Origin of the sequence: Methylobacterium sp. CB376, assembly GCF_029714205.1 — a bacterium.
Taxonomy (GTDB): domain Bacteria; phylum Pseudomonadota; class Alphaproteobacteria; order Rhizobiales; family Beijerinckiaceae; genus Methylobacterium.
Genome location: NZ_CP121648.1, coordinates 4,806,362 through 4,830,323, shown reverse-complemented (window position 1 = coordinate 4,830,323; position 23,962 = coordinate 4,806,362). Strand labels below are relative to the sequence as shown.

Sequence of the window (23,962 nt, the reverse complement as noted above, 5' to 3'; positions counted from 1 at the left end):
TCACGCCGCCGTCGCGGCCGAACCGAAATGCACCTCGCCGGCCGTGACCGTGCGGCGCGCCCCGTCGGGCAGGCGCAGGACCAGCCTCCCGCGCGAATCGATCGTCTCGAACGTTCCGGACAGCCGTTCCGATCCCGCCCGAACCAGCGCCGGCCCCTCCAGCCCCGCGGCGCGCGCGAGCCACGCCTCGCGGATCGCCGGGAAGCCGCGGCCCTCATCCCATATCCGGAGCCAGCGCAGCCAAGTTCCCGTGAGCTGCCGCAGCAGGCCCTCGGCCTCGGCGGGCCGCCCGATCGCGGCGAGCGAGGTGGCCAGATAGGGCAGTCCCTCGGGCGCGGCAGCCACGTTGACGCCGAAACCGACCACCAGCGCGGCGCCCCGCGGAAGCGACTCCATCTCGAGCAGGATGCCGGCGAGCTTGGCGCTCCCGGCGAGCACGTCGTTCGGCCATTTGAGGCGGAGCGGGGGGGAGCCCTCCCGGGCCGGCCCGCCGGCGAGGACCAGCGCCCCCTCCAGGCTCAGCCCGGCCACGAAGGCGAGGGTCGCGACCTCCTCGGGCGCGAGGCCGGGCGGCACCGGCCAGTACAGGCTCGCCGCGAGGTTGCCCTCCGGCGAGGTCCAGGTGCGGCCGCGGCGCCCCCTGCCCTCGGTCTGGCGGCGCGCCGCCACCCAGAGCGGCCCCGCGGCGCCCTCGCGGGCGCGCGCCATGGCCTGCGTGCTCGTCGAGCCGAGGGTGTCGTGCGCTTCGAGACGGTACCCCGCGGCCTCCGCCGCGGGGTCGAGGGAGAACGCCATGCGGTCGCGTCAGAACAGGGAGCGGGCGGCCGTCCCGGCCGCCGCCACCAGCGGGGCCGGGACGATCCAGAACAGGATCACCACCACGCTCGACGCGGCGAGCACGATCCGCAGGCCCGGGGCCATCGGCTCGTAGGATTCCTGCGGCTCGTCGAAGTACATCACCTTGACGATGCGCAGGTAGTAGTAGGCCCCGACCACGCTGGTCACCACGCCGATCACCGCCAGCGTGACCAGCCCCGCCTTGATGGCCGCCGCGAAGACGTAGAACTTGGCGAAGAAGCCGGCCAGCGGCGGGATGCCGGCGAGCGAGAACATCATCATGGCGAGGCAGAAGGCCAGCCAGGGATGGGTGCGCGACAGGCCCGACAGGTCGTCGATCGTGTCGAACATCCGGTTGCCGCGCCGCAGCGCCAGGATGATCGCGAAGGCGCCGAGCGTCATGGCGAGGTAGATCGCCATGTAGATGACGACGCCGCGCACGCCCTCCTCGGTGCCGGCGGCGAGCCCGATCAGCGCGTAGCCGACATTGCCGATGGAGGAATAGGCCATCAGGCGCTTGAGGTTGCGCTGGCCGATGGCGGCGAAGGAGCCCAGCAGCATCGACGCGATCGCGATGAACACCATGATCTGGCGCCACTCCTCGACCACGCCCGGGAAGGCGCCCACGAAAACCCGCACGGTCATCGCCATGGCGGCCATCTTGGGCGCCGAGGCGAAGAAGGCCGTGACCGGGGTCGGCGCGCCCTCGTAGACGTCGGGCGTCCACATGTGGAACGGCACCGCCGCGAGCTTGAAGGCCACGCCGGCCGCCACGAAGACGATGCCGAGCACGAGGCCGAGATTGACCTGGGTCTCGCGCAGGGCGGTGACGATGCCCGGGAAGGACACGCTCCCGGTGAAGCCGTAGACCAGCGAGGCGCCGTAGAGCAGCATGCCGGAGGACAGCGCCCCGAGGACGAAGTACTTCAGGCCGGCCTCGGTCGAGCGCACGTCGTCGCGGTGGAAGGAGGCGATGACGTAGGCGGCGAGCGATTGCAGTTCCAGGCCGAGATAGAGGCCGATCAGGTCGTTGGCCGAGGCCATGATCAGCATCCCGATCGACGACAGCACGATCAGGATCGGGTACTCGAAGCGGGCGATGCGCGCGCGGTTGAACAGGTCCTGGGCCAGCAGCAGGGCGGCGAGGGAGCCGATCAGGGTCAGCGCCTTCATCACCCGGGCGAAGGGATCGACCACGAAGGAGCCGTTGAAGGTGGTGACCTTGGCGGCGAAGGGCTGGGTCAGGACGCTGAACAGCGCGACGATCAGCACGATGATGGCGCCGACCGTGACGCCCTCCGCGGAGCGCTCGCCCCGGAAGGCGCCGTAGAGGATCAGCGCCAGGGCGCCGAGCGCGAGGATCAGCTCCGGCAGGGCCGGCCCGAGGGACGGCATGACGATCTGGGCGGCGTTCATCGGGGATCTCTAATGCGCGACCGGGAGCGCCGCGGCGGCGGTCTGGGTCGAGGAGAGGGCGGCCCGCAGGCCCTGCATCAGGGCCTCGGTGGAGGGGGCGAAGGTGTCGAGGATCGGGCTCGGGTGGAAGCCGTAGTAGATCGTCAGCACCACCAGCGGGGCGAGGATCGCCATCTCGCGCCGGTCGAGGTCGGCGATGTCCCGCAGGCTCGGCTTGTCGAGCTTGCCGTAGATCACCCGGGCGAACAGCCAGAGCGCGTAGGCCGCCGACAGGATGATGCCGAAGACCGAGAAGAACGACACCATCGGGTTGGCCCGGAAGGCGCCGAGCATCGACAGGAACTCGCCGACGAAGCCCGAGGTGCCGGGCAGGCCGACATTCGCCATGGTGAAGACCATCATGGCCACCGCGTAGAGCGGCATCCGGTTCACGAGCCCGCCATAGGCGGCGATCTCGCGGGTGTGCATCCGGTCGTAGATGACGCCGACGCACAGGAAGAGCGCGCCCGACACGATGCCGTGCGAGATCATCAGGAACAGCGCGCCCTGGATGCCCTGCTCGGTCATCGTGAACAGGCCGAGGGTGACGAAGCCCATATGCGCCACCGACGAGTAGGCGATGAGCTTCTTGATGTCGGTCTGCACCAGCGCGACCAGCGAGGTGTAGATGATGGCGACGATCGAGAGCGCGAAGACCAGCGGCGCGAACAGGTGCGAGGCGTCCGGGAACATCGGCAGCGAGACCCGGATGAAGCCGTAGCCGCCCATCTTCAGGAGGATGCCCGCCAGGATCACCGAGCCGGCGGTCGGCGCCTCGACGTGGGCGTCGGGGAGCCAGGTATGGACCGGCCACATCGGCATCTTCACCGCGAACGAGGCGAAGAAGGCCAGCCACAGCCAGGTCTGCAACCCGGTCGGGAACCGGTGCTGCAGCAGGGTCGGGATGTCGGTGGTGCCGGCCTGCCAGTACATGGCCAGGATCGCCAGCAGCATCAGCACCGAGCCGAGCAGCGTGTACAGGAAGAACTTGAACGAGGCGTAGATCCGGCGCTTGCCGCCCCAGATACCGATGATCAGGAACATCGGGATCAGGCCGGCCTCGAAGAACAGGTAGAACAGCACGAGGTCGAGGGCGCAGAACACGCCGATCATCGTGGTCTCGAGCACCAGGAAGGCGACGAAGTACTCCTTCACCCGATGCCCGATCGCGTGCCAGGAGGCCGCGATGCAGAAGGGCATCAGGAAGGTGGTGAGGAGCAGGAGCGGCATCGAGAAGCCGTCGACGCCGAGCTTGAAGCGGATCGACTCGGTCAGCCAGGCGTGGCTCTCGACGAGCTGGAAGGCCGCGGTCGAGGAATCGTAGCGCCCCCAGGCGACGAGGGAGAGCAGGAAGGTCGCCACCGTGGCGGCGAGCGCCGCCCAGCGGGCGTTGCGCTGCACCCCCTCCTCGTCGCCCTGCAGGGTGAGGATGAAGGCGGCGCCGACGAGGGGCAGGATGAGGAGGCCGGAGAGGATCCCGAGGCCGAACATCAGACGCGTCTCCGGTCGATGGGGAGGAGGCGGGCGGTCATCAATGGGCGCCGACGCCGTTCAGGAGGTACCAGCTCACCAGGGCGGCGACGCCGACGAGCATCACGAAGGCGTAGTGGTAGACGTAGCCGGTCTGCAGGCGCACGACGCCGCGGGTCACGTCGACCACCCGGGCCGCGATGCCGTTCGGCCCGAGCCCGTCGATGATCGCGCCGTCGCCGACCTTCCACAGGAACTCGCCGAAGCCCTTCGCCGGGCGCACGAAGATCCGGTCGTAGATCTCGTCGAAGTACCACTTGTTGAGCAGGAAGCGGTACAGCAGCGGCTGGCTCTCGGCGAGCTGGTTCGGCAGTTCCGGCCGGCGCAGATACATCCAGTAGGCGAGCAGGAAGCCGAGCACCAGCATCACGAAGGGCGAGGCCGAGACCCAGGCCGGGGCCTCGTGGATCGCGTGCATGATGTGGTTGTCGGGGGAATGCGCGAGGGCGCCCTTCCAGAACTCGTCCATGCCCTCGCCGATGAAGCGGTTCTTGAACACCAGGCCGGCGAAGACCGCGCCGAGGGCCAGCAGGGCGAGCGGGATCGTCATCACCCGCGGGCTCTCGTGCGGCACGTGGGCGTGGTGGTCGCCGTGATGCTCAAGGTCCGAGTGCGAGACGGGCTCGACGTCGTGGCCCTTGTCGTCGTGGGCGACGCCCTCGTGGTGGCCCGGCGCCCCATCCGCCTCCTGCGTGTGGGCGGCGACCGCGTGGTGGGCATCGCCGTGAGCGCCGCCGTGGTGGGCGTCCGCGTGGGCGTGCTGCCAGCGGGCCGGTCCCTCGAAGGTGAGGAAGTACAGGCGCCAGGAATAGAACGAGGTGAAGAAGGCCGCGACCACCGTCGCCAGGAAGGCCAGCACGTGGCCCGGCCGGGTCGACATGTAGGCCGCCTCGATGATCGCGTCCTTCGAGTAGTAGCCGGCCGTGAACGGGAAGCCGATCAGCGCCAGCGTCCCGATCGTCATCATCAGGCTGGTGAAGGGGATGTAGCGGCGCAGGGCGCCCATGTTCCGCATGTCCTGCTCGTGGTGCATCGCGTGGATGACCGAGCCGGCGCCGAGGAACAGCAGCGCCTTGAAGAAGGCGTGGGTGAAGAGGTGGAACACGCCGGCCGCGTAGGCGCCGACCCCGAGCGCCACGAACATGTAGCCGAGCTGCGAGCAGGTCGAGTAGGCGATGACCCGCTTGATGTCGTTCTGGACCAGGCCGACCGTCGCGGCGAAGAAGGCCGTGATGCCGCCGATCACGGTGACGACGGTGAGCGCCGCCGGCGCCGCCTCGAAGAGGGGCGAGAGCCGCGCCACCATGAACACGCCGGCCGTCACCATGGTGGCGGCGTGGATCAGGGCCGAGACCGGGGTCGGGCCCTCCATGGCGTCGGGCAGCCAGGTATGCAGCAGGAACTGCGCCGACTTGCCCATCGCGCCCATGAACAGCAGCAGGCAGGCGAGCGTGAGCGCGTTCCAGTCGGTGCCGAGGAAGTGGAAGCCCGCATCCTTCACCTCGGCGACGCGCGGGAAGATCCCGTCGAAGGCGACCGAGCCGAACAGCACGAAGACCAGGAAGATGCCGAGGGAGAAGCCGAAATCGCCGACCCGGTTGACGATGAAGGCCTTCATCGCGGCGGCGTTGGCCGAGGGCTTCTCGTACCAGAACCCGATCAGCAGGTAGGAGGCGAGGCCGACGCCCTCCCAGCCGAAGAACATCTGCACGAGGTTGTCGGCCGTCACCAGCATCAGCATGGCGAAGGTGAACAGCGACAGGTAGGCGAAGAAGCGCGGCCGGTGCGGATCCTCCTCCATGTAGCCCATGGAGTAGAGGTGCACGAGCGACGACACGCCGGTGACGACGACCAGCATCACCACGGTGAGCGTGTCGGCCCGGAACGCCCAGTCGACGACGAGGTCGCCGGCCGAGAACCAATGCGCGACCTGGATCCGGGTCGCCCCGTGCCCCTCCCCGGCCGTGACTTCGAAGAAGGCCACCCAGGACAGGAGCGCGGCGAAGAACAGGATCGAGGTGGTGACGACCTCGCTCGCCTTGGCCCCGATCCGGCGGCCGAACAGGCCGGCGATGAGGGAGCCGATGAGGGGCAGGAAGATGATCGCGTGGTACATGCTCGGGGTCCGGCCTCGGGGCTACGGCTCGGGGTTCAGTGGGGGCGGGGGAGTCCTCAGCCCTTCATCATGTTGACGTCCTCGACCGCGATCGAGCCGCGGTTGCGGAAGAACACCACCAGGATCGCGAGGCCGATCGCCGCCTCGGCGGCCGCCACCGTCAGCACGAACAGGGCGAAGACCTGCCCGACGATGTCGCCCAGGTGGGTCGAGAACGCGACGAGGTTGATGTTCACGGCGAGCAGGATCAGCTCGACGCACATCAGGATCACGATCACGTTCTTGCGGTTGATGAAGATGCCGAGCACGCCGAGCGTGAACAGGATCGCCGCGACCGTGAGGTAATGGCTCAAACCGATCATCTGTCTGCCTCTCGGCCGGGCTGCGGCCGTCTCGAATCAGCGTGCCGTCGCGGCGGCGCGGCGCCCCTTCCCGGCGCGGGAGAGGGGGGCCGGACCGTGCCCGGTCCCGCCGTCACACCTCGACGCCCTGGCGCGTCGGCACCTTGCGCAGCTCGACCGCCAGGGCCTGGGTGCGCGCGTTCTGCACCGCGATGTCCTGGCGCTTCACGCCGGGCCGGTCGCGCAGCGTCAGCACGATCGCGCCGATCATCGCGACGAGCAGGATCAGGCCGGCAATCTGGAAGAAGAAGAAGTAGTTGGTGTAGAGAACCAGGCCGAGCGCCTGCGTGTTGGTGATCTGCTCGCCGCCGGGCGCCACCGCGAGGGGCGCGTGGACGAGACCCGGATCGATCGCCCAGGAGCCGACCACAAGCAGGAGCTCGATCAGGAACACGGCGCCGATCAGCGCGCCGACCGGCAGGTAGTCCTGGAAGCCCTGGCGCAGCTCGGCGAAGTCCACGTCGAGCATCATCACGACGAAGAGGAACAGCACCGCCACCGCGCCGACGTAGACGACCACCAGGATCATCGCCAGGAACTCGGCGCCCATCAGCACGAACAGGCCGGCCGCGTTCACGAAGGCGAGGATCAGGAACAGGACCGAGGTGACCGGGTTGCGGGCGGCGATCACCACGAGGCCCGAGGCGACGGTGATCGCGGCGAAGAGGTAGAAGAAGGCGGCGGCTGCGGTCATGCGGTGAACTCACGCCGCCTCGCGGCGGTCTCCTGCCTGGTGCCGATGAGCGACCCCCGGTTCCCCGGCGGCCCGTCTATAGAACCCGCTCCCGCGGCGCACAACGGGAAAGCCCGCCGCGGAGGCGAATGGTCGGCGTCGCGCGGCGAATGGCGGGCGGGACGACCCTCCGGAGCCTCGGCGGGCGCCGCGTCGGCCCGTCGCCGCCCGCCGCTCGCCGCTCGCCTCAGCGATAGGGTGCGTCCGCGGCGATGTTGCGCGCGATCTCGCGCTCCCAGCGGTCGCCGTTCGCGAGCAGCCGCTGCTTGTCGTAGAGCAGCTCCTCGCGGGTCTCGACCGAGAACTCGAAGTTCGGGCCCTCGACGATGGCGTCCACCGGGCAGGCCTCCTGGCACATCCCGCAATAGATGCACTTCACCATGTCGATGTCGTAGCGGGTGGTGCGGCGGGTGCCGTCATTGCGGCGCGGCCCGGCCTCGATGGTGATGGCCTGGGCCGGGCAGACCGCCTCGCAGAGCTTGCAGGCGATGCAGCGCTCCTCGCCGTTGGGGTACCGGCGCAGCGCGTGCTCGCCGCGGAAGCGCGGCGAGCGGTGGCCCATCTCGAAGGGGTAGTTGATCGTCGCCTTCGGCTTGAACAGGTAGCGCATGGCGAGGGCGAACCCCGACACGAACTCCTTCAGCAGCAGGCTGCGGGCGACCTGATCGAGCCTCATCGCTCAATCTCCAATGCGGGGTTCAGGAGACCGGCGCGAGGCCGGTCACTTTCAGGACGAAGGCGACGACGAAGACCATGATGAGCGAGAGCGGGAGGAAGACCTTCCAGCCGAGCCGCATGAGCTGGTCGTAGCGGTAGCGGGGGACCATCGCCTTGACCATGGCGATCAGGAAGAACAGGAAGCTCGCCTTCAGGGTGAACCAGATCACGCCCGGCACCCAGGTGAACGGCGCGAAGGGGATCGGCGAGAGCCAGCCGCCCATGAACAGGATCGTGCCGAGCGCGCACATGGTGATGATCGCCACGTACTCGCCGAGCATGAACAGCAGGTACGGGGTCGAGGAATACTCGACCATGTAGCCCGCCACGAGCTCCGATTCGGCCTCCGGCAGGTCGAAGGGCGGGCGGTTCGTCTCGGCCAGCGCCGACACGAAGAACACCGCGAACATCGGGAACAGCCAGAGCCAGTACCAGCCGAAGATCCCGAGCGCGGTGTCCTGCGCGCGGACGATCTGGGAGAGGTTGAGGGAGCCCGCGCACATCAGCACGGTGATGATCACGAAGCCGAGCGACACCTCGTAGGACACCATCTGGGCGGCCGAGCGGAGCGCGCCCAGGAAGGCGTATTTCGAGTTCGAGGCCCAGCCGCCCATGATCACGCCGTAGACGCCGAGCGACGAGATCGCGAAGATGTAGATGATGCCGACGTTGATGTCGGCGATCGCCCAGTTATCCGCCAGCGGGATCACCGCCCAGGCCGAGAGCGCCAGGGTCGCGAAGCCGAACGGCGCCAGCAGGTAGAGCGCCTTGTTGGCGCCCGCCGGGATGACCGGCTCCTTGATCACGAACTTCAGCAGGTCGGCGAAGGACTGGAACAGGCCCCAGGGGCCGACCACGTTCGGGCCGCGCCGCAGCTGCACCGCCGCCCAGATCTTCCGGTCGGCGAGGAGCGCGTAGGCGATGAAGACGAGGAGCGCGACCAGCAGCACCACGCTCTTCAGCGCGACGAGGCCGACCGTCAGCAGGATGTCGGTGACGCTCATGGGGTGGTCCTATCGCGGTCCTACTCGGCGGCCTGGAGCACGCGCTCGCGGGCGAGCCCCGAGCATTCCGCCAGCACCCGGGAGGCGCGGGCGATCGGGTTGGTGAGGTAGAAGTCGAGGATCGGGCTGCGGAACGGCTCCCGGCCCGGCTCGCCGCCGAGGGCCGCGAGGCTCGCGAGCGCCGCGCCGGCGTCCTGCCCGGCGACCGAATCCAGCGCCGCGAGGTGCGGGTGGTCGGCGTAGAGGGCGCGGCGCAGCTGCGCCAGCGAGTCGAAGGGCAGGCGCTGGCCGAGCGGCTCCGACAGGGCGCGCAGGATCGCCCAATCCTCGCGCGCGTCGCCCGGCGGGAACCCGGAGCGGTTGGCGAGTTGCGGACGGCCCTCCGTGTTCACGTAGGTCCCCGACTTCTCCGTGTAGGCGGCCCCCGGCAGGATCACGTCGGCCCGGTGGGCGCCGCGATCCCCGTGCGTGCCCTGGTAGATCACGAAGGCGCCCGGGGCGACCTCCACCTCATCGGCGCCGAGGTTGTAGAGCACGTCGAGGGCGCCCAGCGCCGTCATCGCGGCGAAGTCGAGCCCGCCCTCCCCCGGCACGACGCCGAGATCGAGGGCGCCGACGCGCGCCGCCGCGACCTGCAGCACCCCGAAGCCGGTCCAGCCCTCCGTCACGGCGCCGATGCTCCGCGCGTAGGAGGCGGCCGCCGCCAGGATGGCGCGCCCGTCCGGGCGGGCGAGCGCCCCGATCCCGACGATGACGAGCGGGCGCTCGGCCTTGCCCAGCACCTCCGCGAAGCTGTGCCGCCCGGCCGCGAGCTCCGCCAGCGTCTCCGGGCCGGCGCCCAGATAGGTGTGCGGGTAGGTCAGGTCGGTGGGCTCGCCGATCAGCCCGACCGGCAGCGGCGCCATGCGCCAGCGCTTGCGCAGCCGCACGTTGAGGAGCGAGCCTTCGAGGCGCGGATTGGCCCCGACGAGCAGCACCGCGTCCGCCTGCTCGATCCCCGCGATGGTGGGGTTGAACGTGTAGGCGGCCCGGCCCCAGGCCGGATCGAACGGCGCGCCGTCCTGGCGGCAATCGAGGTTGCGCACATTGAGCGCCGTCATCAGGCGCTTGAGCGCGTAGGTCTCCTCCACCGAGGCGAGGTCGCCCACGATCGCGCCGACGCGCGCGGGGTCGGCGCCCTTGAGCTTGGCCGCGATCGTCGCGAAGGCCTCGGCCCAGCCCGCCGGGCGCAGGCGCCCGTTCTCGCGGATATAGGGCCGGTCGAGGCGCTGGAGCCGCAGCCCGTCCACCACGTGGCGGGTCTTGTCGGAGATCCACTCCTCGTTGATGGCCTCGTTCACCCGGGGCTCGATCTGCATCACCTCGCGGCCGCGGGCATCGACCCGGATCGCGCAGCCGACCGCGTCCATCACGTCGACCGACTCGGTCTTGGACAATTCCCAGGGCCGCACGTTGTAGGATTGCGGCTTGTGCACGAGGGCCCCGACCGGGCAGAGGTCGGCGACGTTGCCCTGCAGCTCGGAAGCCATGGCCTGTTCGAGGTAGGAGGTGATCTCCATATCCTCGCCGCGCCCGATGGCGCCGAGATCCGGCACGCCCGCCACTTCCGCCAGGAAGCGCACGCAGCGGGTGCAGTGGATGCAGCGGTTCATCGCCGTGCGCACGAGCGGGCCGATGTACTTGTCCTCGACCGCGCGCTTGTTCTCGCCGTAGCGGGTCGAATCGACCCCGTAGGCCATCGCCTGGTCCTGCAGGTCGCAATGGCCGCCCTGGTCGCAGATCGGGCAGTCGAGCGGGTGGTTGATGAGGAGGAACTCCATCACCCCCTCGCGCGCCTTCTTGGTCAGCGGCGACTTGGTCAGGACCTGCGGCGGCTCGCCGTTCGGGCCCGGCCGGCAGTCGCGCACGCCCCAGGCGCAGGAGGCCACCGGCTTCGGCGCGCCCTTCAGCTCGACGAGGCACATGCGGCAATTGCCGGCGATCGACAGCCGCTCGTGGAAGCAGAAGCGCGGGATCTCCGCGCCGGCCGCCTCGCAGGCCTGCAGCAGCGTGTAGTCCGGCGGGACATCGACCTCGGTGCCGTCGACGACGATCTTGGTCACTGTGGTGTCTCCAGGCGTTCGCCGCGCGCGCCGCTCACTCCGCGGCCATCGGCACGGGGTCGCTGTGCGGGTTGGCGCTGTAGCGGTCGATGCGCTTCTCGATCTCGGGTCGGAAGTGGCGGATGAGGCCCTGGATCGGCCAGGCCGCCGCGTCGCCGAGCGCGCAGATCGTGTGGCCCTCGATCTGCTTGGTGACGTCGAGCAGCATGTCGATCTCGCGCTTCTGCGCCCGGCCCTCGGCCATGCGCAGCATGACGCGCCACATCCAGCCGGTGCCCTCCCGGCAGGGCGTGCACTGGCCGCAGGATTCGTGTTTGTAGAAGTACGAGATGCGGGCGATGGCGGCGACGATGTCGGTCGTCTTGTCGAGCACGATCACCGCCGCGGTGCCGAGGCCCGAGCCGAGGCCGCGCAGCGTGTCGAAGTCCATCGGCGCGTCGGCGATCTGCGCGGCCGGGACCAGCGGCACCGAGGAGCCGCCCGGGATCACCGCCAGGAGGTTGTCCCAGCCGCCGCGGATGCCGCCGCAATGGCGGTCGATCAGCTCGCGGAACGGGATCCCCAGCGCCTCCTCGACGTTGCAGGGCCGGTTGACGTGGCCCGAGACGCAGAAGAGCTTGGTGCCGGTGTTGTTCGGCCGGCCGATGCCGGAGAACCACGCCGCGCCCCGGCGCAGGATGGCACCCGCCACCGCGATCGACTCGACGTTGTTGACCGTGGTCGGGCAGCCGTAGAGGCCCATATTGGCCGGGAAGGGCGGCTTCAGCCGCGGCATCCCCTTCTTGCCCTCCAGGCTCTCCAGGAGCGCCGTCTCCTCGCCGCAGATATAGGCGCCCGCGCCGTGGTGGACGTAGAGGTCGAACGGGTAGCCGTGGACGTTGTCCGGCCCGATCAGCCGGGCCTCGTAGGCCTCGTCCACCGCCCGCTGCAGGGCGTGCTTCTCGGCCACGTACTCGCCGCGGATGTAGATATAGGCGGCATGCGCCCCCATCGCGAAGGAGGCGAGCAGGCAGCCCTCGATCAGGAGATGCGGGTCGTGCCGCATAATCTCCCGGTCCTTGCAGGTGCCGGGCTCGGATTCGTCGGCGTTCACCACCAGGTAGTGCGGACGGCCGTCCGACTTCTTGGGCATGAACGACCATTTGAGGCCGGTCGAGAAGCCGGCCCCGCCGCGCCCGCGCAGGCCCGACTTCTTCATCTCGTCGATGATCCAGTCGCGGCCCTGCTCGAGCAGGAATTTGGTGCCGTCCCAGGCGCCGCGCCGGCGCGCGGCGTCGAGGCCCGGGGAGTGGAACCCGTAGAGGTTCGTGAAGATCCGATCCTGGTCGGAGAGCATGGCGTCGTCCTACCGGTTCGAGGAGGGCTTGGTCTTGCCCGCGGGGCCCGCCCCCTTGACGCCGGAATCCTTGGCGCCGGAATCCTTGGCGCCGGAATCCTTGGAGCCGGAATCCTTGGCGCCGGGGCCGGGCGGGCCCTTGTCGGCCGGGTCGACCCCGACGGGCTTGGCCTGCGAGCCGTCCGTGCGGGCGGGCGCGGCCATCGGCTCGGCGCCGCTGACCGGGGTCGAGCCCTTGGTCTCGGCGACCGGGCGGCCCTCCTCGGGCTTCGAGGGGGTCTCGGTGTAGGAGCGCCCGCTCTGCGGGGCGGGCTGGACCTCGGGCCCGGAGCGCGGCGCCGCGACGGTCGCGCGCTCGGGCGCCGACTGGCCCTTCGCCTCGGCGGGCTCGACCGGCGCCTTGCCGTCCGCGACGCGCTGGGCGGGCGTCTGCGCGGCCGGGCTCCCGATCGGGCGGCCGGCATCGGGCCGCGCCGGCTTCGGATCGGCCGCCTCCCTGGCGGCGAGCGCCTGGGTGTCGGCGCCGGCCTCGTGCAGCCCCTCCTCCTCGAAGCGCCGGCGCCACGCGCCGATGCGGGAGCCGTCGAACAGGGTCTCGTCGGTGAGCGTCGTCGCGGCGCCCTTCGGCTCGGAGGAGGTCCGCCCGGCCTGCGAGCCGGCCTTGACCGGCCGCCCGGCCGCGAGGTCGTCCATCAGCCGGCCGAGGATCTCGGGCGTCAGGTCCTCATAATAGTCCTGGTTGATCTGCACCATCGGCGCGTTGCAGCAGGCGCCGAGGCACTCGACTTCGAGCCAGGAGAAATTGCCGTCCGGGCTGACATGGCCGGCGGGGCCGAGACGGTCGTGCAGGTAGTGCTTCAGCTCCTTCGCCCCGCAGACGTCGCAGGGCACGGTGCCGCAGACCTGAATCCAGTAGCGCCCGACCGGCTCGAGCGCGAACATGGTGTAGAAGGTCGCGACCTCGAGCACGCGGATGTGCGGCATCCCGAGTTCGTCGGCGACGGCCTCGATCGCCTTCTGCGGCAGCCAGCCGCCATTCTGCTCCTGGGCGCGCCAGAGCAGCGGGATCACGGCCGAGGCCTGCCGGCCCTCGGGATATTTGGCGATCTGCGCCTCGGCCCAGCGCGCGTTCTCGGGCGTGAACGCGAATGCGGCGGGCTGCTGTTCGGCGGGCGCCAGTCTGCGGTTTGCCATCGGTTCAGTTCTCTTCGCCGGTCGTCGCCTGCCTCACCGGTCCACCTCCCCGAACACGATGTCCAGGGTGCCGAGGATGCAGGACACGTCCGCCAGCATGTGGCCGCGGCACATCCAGTCCATCGCCTGCAGGTGGGCGAAGCCCGGCGCGCGGATCTTGCAGCGGTAGGGCTTGTTGGTGCCGTCCGCCACCAGGTAAACGCCGAACTCGCCCTTGGGCGCCTCGACGGCGGCGTAGACCTCGCCGGCCGGGACGTGGAAGCCCTCGGTGTAGAGCTTGAAGTGGTGGATGAGCGCCTCCATCGAGCGCTTCATCTCGCGCCGGGAGGGCGGCGCCACCTTGCCGTCCTGCGTGGTCACGGGCCCCTGCCCGTCCGGCGCGCGCAGCTTGGCGAGGCACTGCTTCATGATGCGCACGGATTGGCGCATCTCCTCCATGCGGATGACCTGGCGATCGTAGGTGTCGCCGTTCTTCCCCACCGGGACGTCGAACTCCATCTCCTCGTAGGCCTCGTAGGGCTGCGCCCTGCGCAGGTCCCACGGGATCCCGGAGCCGCGCAGCATCACGCCCGAGAAGCCCCAGGCCATCGCCGCGTCGACCGTCACGATGCCGATGTCGACGTTGCGCTGCTTGAAGATGCGGTTGCCGATGACCAGCGCGTCGAGGTCGTCGACCACCTGCAGGAAGGGGTCGCAGAAGGCCTCGATGTCGTCGATCAGGCCCGGCGGCAGGTCCTGGTGGACGCCCCCCGGCCGGAAGTAATTGGCGTGGAGCCGCGCCCCGCTCGCGCGCTCATAGAAGATCATCAGCTTCTCGCGCTCCTCGAAGCCCCAGAGCGGGGGCGTGAGCGCGCCGACATCCATCGCCTGCGTCGTCACGTTGAGGAGATGCGAGAGCAGCCGCCCGATCTCGCAGAACAGGGTGCGGATCAGCTTGGCCCGCCGCGGCACCTCGATGCCGAGCAGCTTCTCGACCGCGAGGCAGAAGGCGTGCTCCTGGTTCATCGGCGCGACGTAGTCGAGCCGGTCGAAATAGGGCGTGGCCTGCAGGTAGGTCTTGACCTCGATCAGCTTCTCGGTACCCCGATGGAGCAGCCCGATATGCGGATCGACCCGCTCGACGATCTCGCCGTCGAGCTCCAGCACGAGGCGCAGCACGCCGTGCGCCGCCGGATGCTGCGGCCCGAAATTGATCGAGAAATTCCGGATGCTGTGTTCGGTCATGCGGAGCGTCCGGCGCCCTGGGCGGCGCTGCGTGGGAGCGGGTGGCGCGCGGCGGGTGGCGAGTACGGGAACGCGGTCATCGGCCTTCCCCTCACGGCTTCGCCTTCTCGTCGCCCGGAAGCACGTAGTCGGTGCCCTCCCAGGGGGACAGGAAGTCGAACTGGCGGAATTCCTGCGAGAGCTTCACGGGCTCGTAGACCACCCGGCCCTCGTCCTGGTCGTAGCGGACCTCGACGAATCCGGTGAGCGGGAAGTCCTTGCGCAGGGGATGCCCCTCGAAGCCGTAATCGGTCAGCAGGCGGCGCAGGTCCGGATGGCCCGAGAACAGGATCCCGTAGAGGTCGTAGGTCTCGCGCTCGTACCAGTTCGCCGCCGGGAAGACGGTGATCACGGAGGGGACCGGCGTCGCCTCGTCGGTCTGCACCTTCACGCGGATGCGCCGGTTGTGGCGCAGCGAGAGCAGGTGGTAGACGACGTCGAAGCGCTTCTCCCGGCCCGGGTAATCCGCCCCGCAGATGTCGATGAAGGAGCGGAAGCCGCAGGCCGGGTCGTCGCGCAGGTGCGTCAGCACCCGCACGATCTCGGACGGCTCGACCACGAGCGTCAGCTCGTCGAAGGCGATGGCGCGCTCAACGACGGCGCCGCCGAGGGTCTCGGCGAGGCGGTCGCTCAGCGCCTGCAGCGCCCCGGTCCCGTGCTCGGTCTCGGTATGGGGCAGGATGGTGATGCCGTTCGTCATCGCGGCCCCTCAGCGCTCGATCGTGCCGGTCCGGCGGATCTTCTTCTGCAGCAGCAGCACCCCGTAGAGCAGCGCCTCGGCGCTCGGGGGACAGCCCGGCACGTAGATGTCCACCGGCACCACGCGGTCGCAGCCGCGCACCACCGAGTAGGAGTAATGGTAGTAGCCGCCGCCATTGGCGCAGGAACCCATCGAGATGACGTAGCGCGGCTCCGGCATCTGGTCGTAGACCTTGCGCAGCGCGGGCGCCATCTTGTTGGTGAGGGTGCCGGCGACGATCATCACGTCCGACTGGCGCGGCGAGGCGCGCGGGGCGAAGCCGAAGCGCTCGGCGTCGTAGCGCGGCATCGACATCTGCATCATCTCGACCGCGCAGCAGGCGAGCCCGAAGGTCATCCACATCAGCGAGCCGGTGCGGGCCCAGGTGATGAGGTCGTCCGCCGTGGTGAGCAGGAAGCCGCGGTCGGCGAGTTCGTCGTTGATCGACAGGAAGGTCGGGTCGGTGGCGCCGATCGGCAGGCCGGTCGCCGGGTCGAGGATGCCCTTGGGCTCGGGGGCGATGGCCGGGGCGCGGGAGAGGGGAGTGTCGAGGGCCATGGAGCGGGGGTCTCTCAGGAGGCGGCGGGGATCGGTCGGCTCAGTCCCATTCGAGGGCGCCCTTGCGCCACTCGTAGACGAACCCGACGGTGAGCACGCCGAGGAAGATCATCATCGACCAGAAGCCGAACCAGCCGAGATCCCCGAAGGTGATCGCCCAGGGAAACAGGAAGGCGACCTCCAGGTCGAAGATGATGAACAGGATGGCGACGAGGTAGAAGCGCACGTCGAACTTCATGCGCGCGTCGTCGAAGGCGTTGAACCCGCACTCGTAGGCCGAGAGCTTCTCCGGGTCCGGGCTGTTGTAGGCGACCAGGAAGGGCGCCACGAGCAGGGCGAGCGCGATCACCAGCGACACGCCGATGAAGATCACGAGCGGCAGGTAATCCGTGAGGAGGCCGTTCATCGAGAACCCTCGTTGCTCGTTCAGGGGCAGCGCGGAGCCGCGCGCCGCCCGGCCGGTCGGCCCGCCATTCGGAACGGTTCCAAGGCCCGGAGATCGCCGCGAGGCTTAAACGAGCGGGTATGCCGAAACAAGGGGCGTTCGCACCGCACAAACCGCGAACGTCAGGGTCTTAGATAATCCGGCCGATGCCGCCCACAACCGGGGAAAGCGCCCCGCGGATGGTGAGTTTCGTCGCAGGCCGCGGCCCTTCCGGGCCGTTTCCGGCCGCCGCGACGGATCGGCGCCGCCGGGCCGGGCCGATCAGGAATCCGACAGGATGAGCGCCCAGAACCGCTTGTAGCGGCTCCCGGGCGCATCGACCCGGGCGACGCCGATCCGTCGCACCTGCGGCATCAGCATGTTGCGGTTGTGCTCGGGCGAGGCCTGCCAGCGGCGCAGCACGGCGTCGAAGGTCTCCGAGCCGGCGCTGAGGTTCTCGGCCGCGTAGCGTCCCCCGAGGCCGGCCCGCTTCAGCCGGCTGTCGAAGCTGCCGGCGATCTCGTGGGAGAGGAGTCCCGCCCGCGCATTGGCCTCGGCCTGCAGGGAGGCGGCGCGGATCAGCGAGGGATCGACCACCACCGGACCGAGCCCGTGGCTCGCCCGGTAGCGGGAGATCGCCGCGGCCGCCGCGGCCTCGTCGAGGATGACCTGATTCGTCGGCAGGTCCGGCGCCGGCAGCAGCGGCCCGCCGCTGCACCCCGCCAGGAGGAGGCCGAGTCCGGCCAGGAGCGCTCCGGCCCGAAGCGCGGGCTGGGTGGCGGGCCCGGCGGCGCGGCGGCGGGGCAACGTCGGTCGAAACGCGGTCGGCATCCTGGCGGGGTCCGGGCGGCGAAGGTCGGGGCCGAGCCCCTGTCGGTCAATTGGGGACATTTCGGGATCGCCCGATCAGGCGGCCTGCAGCGTCGCCAGGAAGCGCCGCACCTCGGCGCCGATGCTGTCCGAGTGCCGCAGCAGCGTGCCGGCCGCGCCCAGCACGCGGCCGGAGGCGTCCCCGGTCGTGTCGGCGTCCTGGGCGAGCCCGGCGATGGCCTCGCTCACGGCCCCGGTGCCGGCGGCGGCCTGGGCGATGCTGTGCAGGATCGTCTGGGTCGCCCCGGCCTGGCCCTCCACGGCCGAGGAGACCCGGCCCGAGACGCCGCTGATGTCCTGCACCCGCGCGGCGATGCCCGTCATGGCGCCGACCGCCTGGCGGGCGGCGTCCTGGATCGACGCGATCTGGGACGAGATCTCCCGGGTCGCCCGGTCCGTCTGGTTGGCGAGCTGCTTGACCTCGGCGGCGACGACCGCGAAGCCGCGGCCCGCCTCCCCGGCCCGGGCCGCCTCGATCGTGGCGTTCAGCGCCAGCAGGTTCGTCTGCCCGGCGACGCCCGCGATCACCGCCACGACGTCGCCGATCCGCGCCGCGGCGCCGTCGAGGGCCCGCATCACCTCGGCGGTGCGGTCGGATTCCGTCACCGCGTCCTCGGCGAGCCGGGCCGCCCCGCGCACCTCGCCGCCGATCGCCGTGATCGAGGCGCCGAGCCGCTCGGCCGCCGTCGCGACGCCGGCGACCTCCCGCGCGGCGGTCGCGGCGGAGCCGGCCGCCGCGGCCGCCCGCCCGGCCGTGCGCGCGGCGGCGTCGGACATCGCCTTCGCGGTCGCCTCCAGATCCCGGGCCGAGGCGTCCACCTGGGCCAGCACCGCCGAGACCGCGCTCTCGAAGGCGCGGGTGTCGGCGCCGAGCTGCGCGACGCGGCGCAGCTGCGCCTGTCCGGCATCCTGCGCCGCCGCCAGGGCCTCGCGCTCGGCCAGGGCGATCCGGAAGCTGTCGATGCCCCGGGCGATGAGGCCGATCTCGTCCCGGCGGGCGGTGCCGGGGATCGTCCCGTCGTAGCGCCCGGCGGCGAGCGCGGCGGTGGCCTGCGTCAGGGCCGCGAGGCCCCCGGCGATCGAACGCCAGCCGACGAGGCCGAGGGCGCCGACGCCGAGGAGCGCCGCGCCCGCGATCAGCGCGAGCCAGAGCGCCTGGCGCCGGAACGCCTCCTCGATGTCGTCGACGTGCACGCCCGTGAAGATCGCGACCTTCCAGGGATCGAAGCCCTGGATGTAGCTCAGCTTGGGCGATTGCACCTCGCTGCCCGGCCGCACGAAGTGGTAGCGCAGCTCGCCCGGCTTGCCGGACCGCGCGATCCGCGTGATCGCCTGGACGAGGAGCATGCCGGAGGCGTCCTTGAGCCCGCTCATGTCCTTGCCGACCCATTCGGGCTTGATGGGGATCACCTGCGCGACCCCGTCATAGCCGTAGACCGCCACGTAATTGTCGCCGTCGTACCGCATGGCGTTGACGCGGGCCCGGAAGGCCGCGAGCGCCGCCTCGCGCGACAGGCGGCCGGCCTGCACCTCCCTCTCCAGGCTGGCGGCGGCGGCCATCGCGACGTCGGAGACCGCGCGCAGCTTGGCGACGCGCTCGGCGATCAGGCCGTCCCGGTAGCTGGTCAGCGCGCAGGCCGCCAGACCCACGAAGCCCGCGACGGCCGCCGCCAGCATGACGGCGAATCGGCGGCTCACTCCGGCATTCCACCACGACATCTCGTCCCCCGGGGTCCCAGCGATCCCGGCTGACTCTGCGGCGCGATCCTTGCCTTGAGCTTGCAATTGTGGTTGGCGCGGGCGACGGGGCTCGAACCCGCGACCTCCGGCGTGACAGGCCGGCACTCTAACCAACTGAGCTACGCCCGCGTGCCAGGCGCAGTGCGATGACCACCCATCAGGGGAAGATGGCGCGGACGACGGGGCTCGAACCCGCGACCTCCGGCGTGACAGGCCGGCACTCTAACCGACTGAGCTACGTCCGCGCGGCGCATCGCTGTGCTGCGATGGCGGCGGTGTATGAGGCGGGCCGAAGCGTGTCAAGCCGCCGGGCACGGAAATCCGGCCGGCCCCCGCCCCGGGTCCCGGGCCTTGCGCTCCCGGTTTGCTGCCCTTAACCATGCGGCCCGGGGCGGTTAGCTCAGTTGGTAGAGCATCTCGTTTACACCGAGAGGGTCGGCGGTTCGAGCCCGTCACCGCCCACCAGCCACGGGGCCGCCCCCGGTCAGGCCGCGAGCATCGCCGTCACGGCCGCGTCGACGGCCGCGACCGCGACCCGGTAGCGGTCGCCCTCGGTGGCCTCGCCCATCAGGAAGCCGTATCTCAGGCCGGCCGCGATCGACAAATTGCGCATGCACCAGTTTAGGTATTGCGGGCTGTGGAACTCCAAGACCTTGGTTCCGGGCTCGCAATAACCAAGATTGGTGAGGCCGGCCCCATGGGGGGACACCACCACTTCGGCCGTCGCAAGCAATGAGATCTGCTGTTCGAGGGTCCTGTCAGCCAGTCTGACGACGTCGAAGCCGCGACCGGCCAGGAGCGTCTCGATCTCTCGCTCGTTCTCGAGCCGCCGGTAATGCGAGTCGGCCCGCGAGATGTAGAGCCTGCGGCCGGCGCCGGGCGCGGCGGAGGCCTGGGCCGCCTTGATCAGCGCGAAGGCCCTGAGGACGACGGGATGGGGATCGATCCCGTAGGAGCCGTGCTGATGCGGGAGCAGCAACTCGTCGACCCGCACGCGGTCGCAGCGCCGGAGCTGAACCAAGTTCAAGCCGTAGGCCTTCGCCACCAGCTCCGCGGTCCGCTTCTGCACGTCGTTCCGATACTCGGGAACCAGGACGACCGCCCCTTCGCCGGAGGCGCGGGTCTCGCCATGCAGGCAGATCTTGCCCACGAAGAACATCATCCAATGATAGTAATTCTCGTTGATCCCCGCGCAGGCGTAGCGCGCCCGCGCGATCGAGAGCTGCGGATCGCCCGCATTGCGCGCGAATGTCCCGTCCGGGAAGCGAATGAAGCGATCCTCGAGGTGGAATGGAAAGTGGAACAGAGATTCTTCGGCGACCACGCCGGCCTTCTCGATCGCCCCGTGCGTCGTGAGCAGATCGACGTCCCGCAAGGTCAGCATGTTGTACTTGCCGGCCGTGTATCCGGTCGGCGCGGCATCGCCGTCGCCGTACGCCGGGCCCGGGCAGGTGAACGCGACGGCGTGCGCCACTTCCCGCACCTCCGCGGCGAGGTCGTAGGCGGAGCCGGATTGCAGCGGGACGAGGTCGTCGAGGCGCAGCAGCCAGCGTGGCGCGTCCGCGCACGAGGCCGACCACCCCGTCAGCCGGCGCGGGGCATCGAAGAACAGCGGTTGCGGAAAAACCGCCACGTCATGCCCGGAAAAGTCACGGAACACTAATCGTCCGTCAACATAGAGCCAATTGCACTCGAGCGAATGATCCCGCCCGAGGATTTTCCCGCTCGAATCGAGTTTGACGATCCGGCCGGGATCGTCGAGGGATTGCTTGTATAGCCAGGCGGAGCCGGCGATGCTGGTGGCCATTGGATCAAGTTCCATGCCGCGGGCAGTCATCAATCGCGTGGCGGCGACACAGCTCAGGTGCCGTTTGGTCGGGATGGCCGGACGCGCGCCCGGTCGGGTGCCGCCGAGAGCTTTCACGGATCCCGTCCGGGGTCGGAGCGTCACATCGTCCTGCGCGCCGCCATCCTCGGGTCGGGCCCGCCATCTTCGGCAGACGCCTCTTGCCACGAGGACGGGAGCCGGACCATGGCTGAGAGCAGCAATGTCCGCGTCCCTCCCATCCTCCGCGCATCCTCCCCGTCCCCTGCTCCACAATTCCGACTTCCGCCTGTTCGGCCTCGCCCGGTTCCTGACGGGCCTCGCCTACCAGATGCAGGCGGTGGCCGTGGGCTGGTTCGTCTACGACCTGACCCGCAGCGCGCTCGCGCTCGGCCTCGTCGGGCTCGCGAGCTTCGCGCCGGCGATCCTCGGGGCGCTGGTGACGGGCCACGTGGCCGACACCTATGACCGGCGCCGCATCGCCGCCCTCGCCTACGCGCTCATCGCCTCCTCGGCGGCCGGCCTGCTGGCCCTCGCCCTGTCCCGGCACCCCCCGGTCTGGCCGGTCTACGCCCTGATGGTGCTGACGGGCGGCGCCCGGGCCTTCGCCAACCCGGCGACGCAGGCCCTGATGCCGACGCTGGTGCCGCGCGAGCAGTTCGGCGCCGCCATCGCGTGGAACTCCTCGATCTGGCAGAGCGCGTCCGTGTCCGGCCCCGCCCTCGGCGGCCTCCTCTACGCGCTCGGCCCCTCGGTGGTGTTCGGGCTCTCCGCCGCCTGCTTCGCGGTCGCCGCGGTCGCCGTGGGCGGCATCCGGCCTCGGCCCGCCGCGGCCGGGCGCGGGCCGGTCTCCTGGGCGACGCTGCTCGCGGGGCTCACCTACATCCGGTCCCAGCCGGTGGTGCTGGGCGCGATCACCCTCGACCTCGTCGCCGTGCTCCTCGGCGGGGCCACCGCGCTGCTGCCGATCTACGCCCAGGAGGTGCTGCGGGTCGGGCCGCTCGGCCTCGGCCTCCTGCGCAGCATGCCGGCGGCGGGCGGAGTGGCGATGGCGGTCGTTCTGGCCCACCGGCCGCTCGCGCGCCGGGCGGGGCAGCGGCTCCTCCTCGCCGTCGCGGTCTTCGGGGTCGCCACGGTGGGCTTCGGCCTCTCGACCTCCCTGCCCCTCTCCATGGCCTGCCTCTTCGTCACGGGGGCGGCCGACATGGTCAGCGTCTACGTCCGCCAGAGCCTCGTCCAAGGCGAGACGCCGGACGCGATGCGCGGCCGGGTGGCGGCCGTCAACACCGTCTTCATCGGCGCCTCGAACGAACTCGGCGAGTTCGAGTCCGGCACGCTCGCGGCCCTGGTCGGGGCGGTGCCGGCGGTCGTGGCCGGCGGAGTCGCGACGGTGCTGGTCGCCGGCCTGTGGGGCCGCCTGTTTCCGGCCCTGCGCCGGCGCGACCACCTCCTGACCTGACGGAATCCAGCTGCCGCGAGGCACGCTCGCCACCCTGCCTCGTCGGTGCGGCGCGTCAGAGGCCCGCCGCACGGGCGCGGCGCGGCATCCTCGCAGGAGGCGCGACATGGCCCCCAGATCGTTGCGGATCTCATCGCCGACACGCTGCACGCGGTGGGCGTGCGCCGGATCTACGGCGTCGTCGGCGATCCGCTGAACGGCCTGACGGACGCGCTGCGCCGCAAGCGCACCATCGACTGGGTCCACGTCCGCCACGAGGAGGTGGCGGCCTTCGCGGCCGACGCCGAGGCGCACCTCACCGGGACCTCGCCGTCTGCGTGGGGAGCTGCGGGCCCGGCAACCTGCACCTCATCAACGGCCTGTCCGATCGTCAGCGCTCGCGGGTGCCCGTGCTGGCGATCGCCGCGCATATCCCGAGCGCCGCGATCGGCTCGGGCTCCTTCCAGGAAACGAGCCCGGAGAAGCTCTTCGCGGAATGCGCGCACTAGGTCGGTCCGGTCGCCACCGTCGCGCAGATCGGCCGCACCCGCGACATCGCGATCCGCGAGGCCATCGCCAAGCGCGGCGTCCCGGTGGTGATCATCCCGGGCGACGTGGCGCTCGAATCGATCGAGGTCCCGACCGCGCCGCGCTGGCTCAAGCCCCGTCCCCCGGTGGGCGATCGGCGCCCAGGCCGCCTTTCCGGACCGGCCGGTGATCTCCTTCTCCGGCGACGGCGGCTTTGCCATGCTGGTGGGCGACTTCCTCACCCTCACGCTGGCGGGGCTGCCCGTGGAGGTGGTGGTGCGCAACAACGGCACCCTCGGCTTCGTCGAGATGGAGATGAAGGCCTCGGGCTGCCTCGACGCGGGCACCGAGCTCAGGAATCCGGACTTCGCCCGCATGGCCGAGGCGGCCGGGGTGCTGGGCCTGCGCGTGGAGGACCCGGCCGAGGTCGAGACCGCGCTGAGGAGGGCCCTCGCCCATGACGGGCCCGCGCTGGTCGACGTGGTCACCAACCGCCAGGAGCTGGCGTCGCCGCCCAAGACCACGATGGAGCGGGCCAAGGGGTTCGGGATCTACCTCGCGCGGGCGGTCATCAGCGGGCGCGGGGACGAGATCGTGGAACTGGCGCGCACCACCCTGTTCCGGTGAGCGCGCCGGTCAGCGCCGCGCGACGAAGCCGCGCCCGTCCCAGCGGTAGCGCTGCGCGGCGGCGCCGCGCCCGACCGTGAGGGTCGCCCCCCGGCAGCGCGTCGCCGCGTGGGTGATCCATCCCTGCAGGCCGGGCAGATCGAACTCCGTCCAGGAGGCGACCTGCCCCTTCTCCACCGCGACCAGGACGATGACCGTGTCGGCGCGCTGCGAGAAGGCGCGGCCCAGGTAGGTCTCGCCGGCCGGCGCGAAGCGGGGCGTCAGCGGGCAGCGGGTGAGGGCATAGCCCATCCGGTCGCCGTGCCCGGCGAGGCTCTCGCGCACCGCCTCCTCGAAGGCCGCGACGGGGAGCCCCGGGCGCGGCTCGGCGGCGGCGACGGCCATGCCGGCGTGCCAGGCCGCCGCCGCGACGGCCACCCGGCCCGCGAGGCCGGCTCCCCTCACCCGGTGCCGCGCGCGGACCATCCCATCCTCCCGAGATCCCGCCCGACCGAGACGTCCCCGGCGCGGAACGACGATCATCCA

22 protein-coding genes, 3 tRNA genes and 1 pseudogene are annotated in these 23,962 nt (G+C 70.7%); 4 read left to right on the top strand and 22 right to left on the bottom strand.

Features of this window, described 5'->3' with window-relative positions:
• From QA634_RS22100 to QA634_RS22010, 19 genes are all read right to left on the bottom strand, one after another.
• Entirely contained in the window at positions 1 to 795 is a 795-nt protein-coding gene (locus QA634_RS22100) for a biotin--[acetyl-CoA-carboxylase] ligase (protein ID WP_012334135.1), read from the bottom strand.
• Positions 796 to 804: 9 nt separating this feature from the next.
• Positions 805 to 2,253: an NADH-quinone oxidoreductase subunit NuoN gene (gene nuoN, locus QA634_RS22095; RefSeq protein ID WP_012334134.1), complete on the bottom strand. Its 1,449-nt coding sequence runs from the start codon at positions 2,251 to 2,253 to the stop codon at positions 805 to 807.
• A gap of 9 nt (positions 2,254 to 2,262) precedes the next feature.
• Positions 2,263 to 3,783: an NADH-quinone oxidoreductase subunit M gene (locus tag QA634_RS22090; protein WP_012334133.1), complete on the bottom strand. Its 1,521-nt coding sequence runs from the start codon at positions 3,781 to 3,783 to the stop codon at positions 2,263 to 2,265.
• 40 nt (positions 3,784 to 3,823) lie between these two features.
• On the bottom strand, positions 3,824 to 5,938 hold the full coding sequence (gene nuoL, locus QA634_RS22085; RefSeq protein ID WP_012334132.1) for an NADH-quinone oxidoreductase subunit L: 2,115 nt from the start codon (positions 5,936 to 5,938) through the stop codon (positions 3,824 to 3,826).
• 56 nt (positions 5,939 to 5,994) lie between these two features.
• Positions 5,995 to 6,300 carry an NADH-quinone oxidoreductase subunit NuoK gene (nuoK, locus tag QA634_RS22080; protein WP_012334131.1) on the bottom strand — a complete coding sequence of 102 codons (306 nt, stop codon included), beginning with the start codon at positions 6,298 to 6,300 and terminating at the stop codon, positions 5,995 to 5,997.
• A 112-nt stretch (positions 6,301 to 6,412) separates the two neighbouring features.
• Positions 6,413 to 7,033 carry an NADH-quinone oxidoreductase subunit J gene (locus tag QA634_RS22075; protein ID WP_012334130.1) on the bottom strand — a complete coding sequence of 207 codons (621 nt, stop codon included), beginning with the start codon at positions 7,031 to 7,033 and terminating at the stop codon, positions 6,413 to 6,415.
• A gap of 226 nt (positions 7,034 to 7,259) precedes the next feature.
• Entirely contained in the window at positions 7,260 to 7,748 is a 489-nt protein-coding gene (gene nuoI / locus QA634_RS22070; RefSeq protein WP_012334129.1) for an NADH-quinone oxidoreductase subunit NuoI, read from the bottom strand.
• Between the two features lie 22 nt (positions 7,749 to 7,770).
• The gene (gene nuoH, locus QA634_RS22065) at positions 7,771 to 8,793 is read right to left on the bottom strand and encodes an NADH-quinone oxidoreductase subunit NuoH (RefSeq protein WP_012334128.1); all 1,023 of its coding nucleotides are present in this window, start codon (positions 8,791 to 8,793) and stop codon (positions 7,771 to 7,773) included.
• Between the two features lie 20 nt (positions 8,794 to 8,813).
• Positions 8,814 to 10,895 (bottom strand): NADH-quinone oxidoreductase subunit NuoG, encoded by a 2,082-nt coding sequence (gene nuoG, locus QA634_RS22060; protein WP_012334127.1) that lies wholly within the window; start codon positions 10,893 to 10,895, stop codon positions 8,814 to 8,816.
• Between the two features lie 34 nt (positions 10,896 to 10,929).
• Entirely contained in the window at positions 10,930 to 12,231 is a 1,302-nt protein-coding gene (nuoF, locus tag QA634_RS22055) for an NADH-quinone oxidoreductase subunit NuoF (RefSeq protein ID WP_012334126.1), read from the bottom strand.
• Positions 12,232 to 12,240: 9 nt separating this feature from the next.
• A complete protein-coding gene (gene nuoE / locus QA634_RS22050; protein WP_012334125.1) occupies positions 12,241 to 13,425 on the bottom strand; it encodes an NADH-quinone oxidoreductase subunit NuoE in 1,185 nt (394 codons plus the stop codon).
• A 33-nt stretch (positions 13,426 to 13,458) separates the two neighbouring features.
• Complete coding sequence (locus QA634_RS22045) at positions 13,459 to 14,649, bottom strand: NADH-quinone oxidoreductase subunit D (RefSeq protein WP_012334124.1); 1,191 nt, start codon at positions 14,647 to 14,649, stop codon at positions 13,459 to 13,461.
• Positions 14,650 to 14,740: 91 nt separating this feature from the next.
• The gene (locus tag QA634_RS22040; RefSeq protein WP_012334123.1) at positions 14,741 to 15,388 is read right to left on the bottom strand and encodes an NADH-quinone oxidoreductase subunit C; all 648 of its coding nucleotides are present in this window, start codon (positions 15,386 to 15,388) and stop codon (positions 14,741 to 14,743) included.
• 9 nt (positions 15,389 to 15,397) lie between these two features.
• Entirely contained in the window at positions 15,398 to 15,985 is a 588-nt protein-coding gene (locus tag QA634_RS22035; RefSeq protein ID WP_012334122.1) for a NuoB/complex I 20 kDa subunit family protein, read from the bottom strand.
• A 40-nt stretch (positions 15,986 to 16,025) separates the two neighbouring features.
• A complete protein-coding gene (locus tag QA634_RS22030) occupies positions 16,026 to 16,391 on the bottom strand; it encodes an NADH-quinone oxidoreductase subunit A (RefSeq protein ID WP_012334121.1) in 366 nt (121 codons plus the stop codon).
• 300 nt (positions 16,392 to 16,691) lie between these two features.
• Entirely contained in the window at positions 16,692 to 17,240 is a 549-nt protein-coding gene (locus tag QA634_RS22025; RefSeq protein WP_012334120.1) for a CAP domain-containing protein, read from the bottom strand.
• 75 nt (positions 17,241 to 17,315) lie between these two features.
• A complete protein-coding gene (locus tag QA634_RS22020) occupies positions 17,316 to 18,977 on the bottom strand; it encodes a methyl-accepting chemotaxis protein (protein ID WP_012334119.1) in 1,662 nt (553 codons plus the stop codon).
• A 94-nt stretch (positions 18,978 to 19,071) separates the two neighbouring features.
• Positions 19,072 to 19,148, bottom strand: a tRNA-Asp gene (locus QA634_RS22015).
• 39 nt (positions 19,149 to 19,187) lie between these two features.
• Positions 19,188 to 19,264, bottom strand: a tRNA-Asp gene (locus QA634_RS22010).
• A gap of 144 nt (positions 19,265 to 19,408) precedes the next feature.
• Here QA634_RS22010 and QA634_RS22005 point away from each other — a divergent pair.
• Positions 19,409 to 19,484 (top strand) — tRNA-Val (locus QA634_RS22005).
• A 19-nt stretch (positions 19,485 to 19,503) separates the two neighbouring features.
• Here QA634_RS22005 and QA634_RS22000 read toward each other — a convergent pair.
• A complete protein-coding gene (locus tag QA634_RS22000; RefSeq protein WP_265576403.1) occupies positions 19,504 to 20,943 on the bottom strand; it encodes a glycosyltransferase family 61 protein in 1,440 nt (479 codons plus the stop codon).
• Positions 20,944 to 21,067: 124 nt separating this feature from the next.
• Between QA634_RS22000 and QA634_RS21995 the strand changes: the two genes are divergently transcribed.
• On the top strand, positions 21,068 to 22,303 hold the full coding sequence (locus tag QA634_RS21995; RefSeq protein ID WP_012334117.1) for an MFS transporter: 1,236 nt from the start codon (positions 21,068 to 21,070) through the stop codon (positions 22,301 to 22,303).
• 45 nt (positions 22,304 to 22,348) lie between these two features.
• Positions 22,349 to 22,791, top strand: a pseudogene (locus QA634_RS35935) (thiamine pyrophosphate-binding protein).
• Here the strand turns inward: QA634_RS35935 and QA634_RS35930 are convergent.
• Complete coding sequence (locus tag QA634_RS35930; protein WP_415926893.1) at positions 22,788 to 22,943, bottom strand: hypothetical protein; 156 nt, start codon at positions 22,941 to 22,943, stop codon at positions 22,788 to 22,790. The pseudogene QA634_RS35935 and the gene QA634_RS35930 overlap by 4 nt on opposite strands.
• Positions 22,944 to 22,996: 53 nt before the next feature.
• Here QA634_RS35930 and QA634_RS35925 point away from each other — a divergent pair, with 53 nt between their 5' ends.
• A complete protein-coding gene (locus QA634_RS35925) occupies positions 22,997 to 23,437 on the top strand; it encodes a thiamine pyrophosphate-dependent enzyme (RefSeq protein ID WP_043701480.1) in 441 nt (146 codons plus the stop codon).
• Positions 23,438 to 23,446: 9 nt separating this feature from the next.
• On the opposite strand, the gene QA634_RS21985 is transcribed toward QA634_RS35925, so the two are convergent.
• Positions 23,447 to 23,902: a hypothetical protein gene (locus tag QA634_RS21985; RefSeq protein WP_012334116.1), complete on the bottom strand. Its 456-nt coding sequence runs from the start codon at positions 23,900 to 23,902 to the stop codon at positions 23,447 to 23,449.
• Between the last annotated feature and the right edge of the window lie 60 nt (positions 23,903 to 23,962).

Excerpts from the sequence above, each read along its gene's own strand:
- QA634_RS22100 (WP_012334135.1), bottom strand. The coding sequence starts at position 795 with ATGGCGTTCTCCCTCGACCCCGCGGCGGAGGCCGCGGGGTACCGTCTC.
- nuoN (WP_012334134.1), bottom strand. The coding sequence starts at position 2,253 with ATGAACGCCGCCCAGATCGTCATGCCGTCCCTCGGGCCGGCCCTGCCG.
- QA634_RS22090 (WP_012334133.1), bottom strand. The coding sequence starts at position 3,783 with ATGTTCGGCCTCGGGATCCTCTCCGGCCTCCTCATCCTGCCCCTCGTC.
- nuoL (WP_012334132.1), bottom strand. The coding sequence starts at position 5,938 with ATGTACCACGCGATCATCTTCCTGCCCCTCATCGGCTCCCTCATCGCC.
- nuoK (WP_012334131.1), bottom strand. The coding sequence starts at position 6,300 with ATGATCGGTTTGAGCCATTACCTCACGGTCGCGGCGATCCTGTTCACG.
- QA634_RS22075 (WP_012334130.1), bottom strand. The coding sequence starts at position 7,033 with ATGACCGCAGCCGCCGCCTTCTTCTACCTCTTCGCCGCGATCACCGTC.
- nuoI (WP_012334129.1), bottom strand. The coding sequence starts at position 7,748 with ATGAGGCTCGATCAGGTCGCCCGCAGCCTGCTGCTGAAGGAGTTCGTG.
- nuoH (WP_012334128.1), bottom strand. The coding sequence starts at position 8,793 with ATGAGCGTCACCGACATCCTGCTGACGGTCGGCCTCGTCGCGCTGAAG.
- nuoF (WP_012334126.1), bottom strand. The coding sequence starts at position 12,231 with ATGCTCTCCGACCAGGATCGGATCTTCACGAACCTCTACGGGTTCCAC.
- nuoE (WP_012334125.1), bottom strand. The coding sequence starts at position 13,425 with ATGGCAAACCGCAGACTGGCGCCCGCCGAACAGCAGCCCGCCGCATTC.
- QA634_RS22045 (WP_012334124.1), bottom strand. The coding sequence starts at position 14,649 with ATGACCGAACACAGCATCCGGAATTTCTCGATCAATTTCGGGCCGCAG.
- QA634_RS22040 (WP_012334123.1), bottom strand. The coding sequence starts at position 15,388 with ATGACGAACGGCATCACCATCCTGCCCCATACCGAGACCGAGCACGGG.
- QA634_RS22035 (WP_012334122.1), bottom strand. The coding sequence starts at position 15,985 with ATGGCCCTCGACACTCCCCTCTCCCGCGCCCCGGCCATCGCCCCCGAG.
- QA634_RS22030 (WP_012334121.1), bottom strand. The coding sequence starts at position 16,391 with ATGAACGGCCTCCTCACGGATTACCTGCCGCTCGTGATCTTCATCGGC.
- QA634_RS22025 (WP_012334120.1), bottom strand. The coding sequence starts at position 17,240 with ATGCCGACCGCGTTTCGACCGACGTTGCCCCGCCGCCGCGCCGCCGGG.
- QA634_RS21995 (WP_012334117.1), top strand. The coding sequence starts at position 21,068 with ATGTCCGCGTCCCTCCCATCCTCCGCGCATCCTCCCCGTCCCCTGCTC.
- QA634_RS21985 (WP_012334116.1), bottom strand. The coding sequence starts at position 23,902 with ATGGTCCGCGCGCGGCACCGGGTGAGGGGAGCCGGCCTCGCGGGCCGG.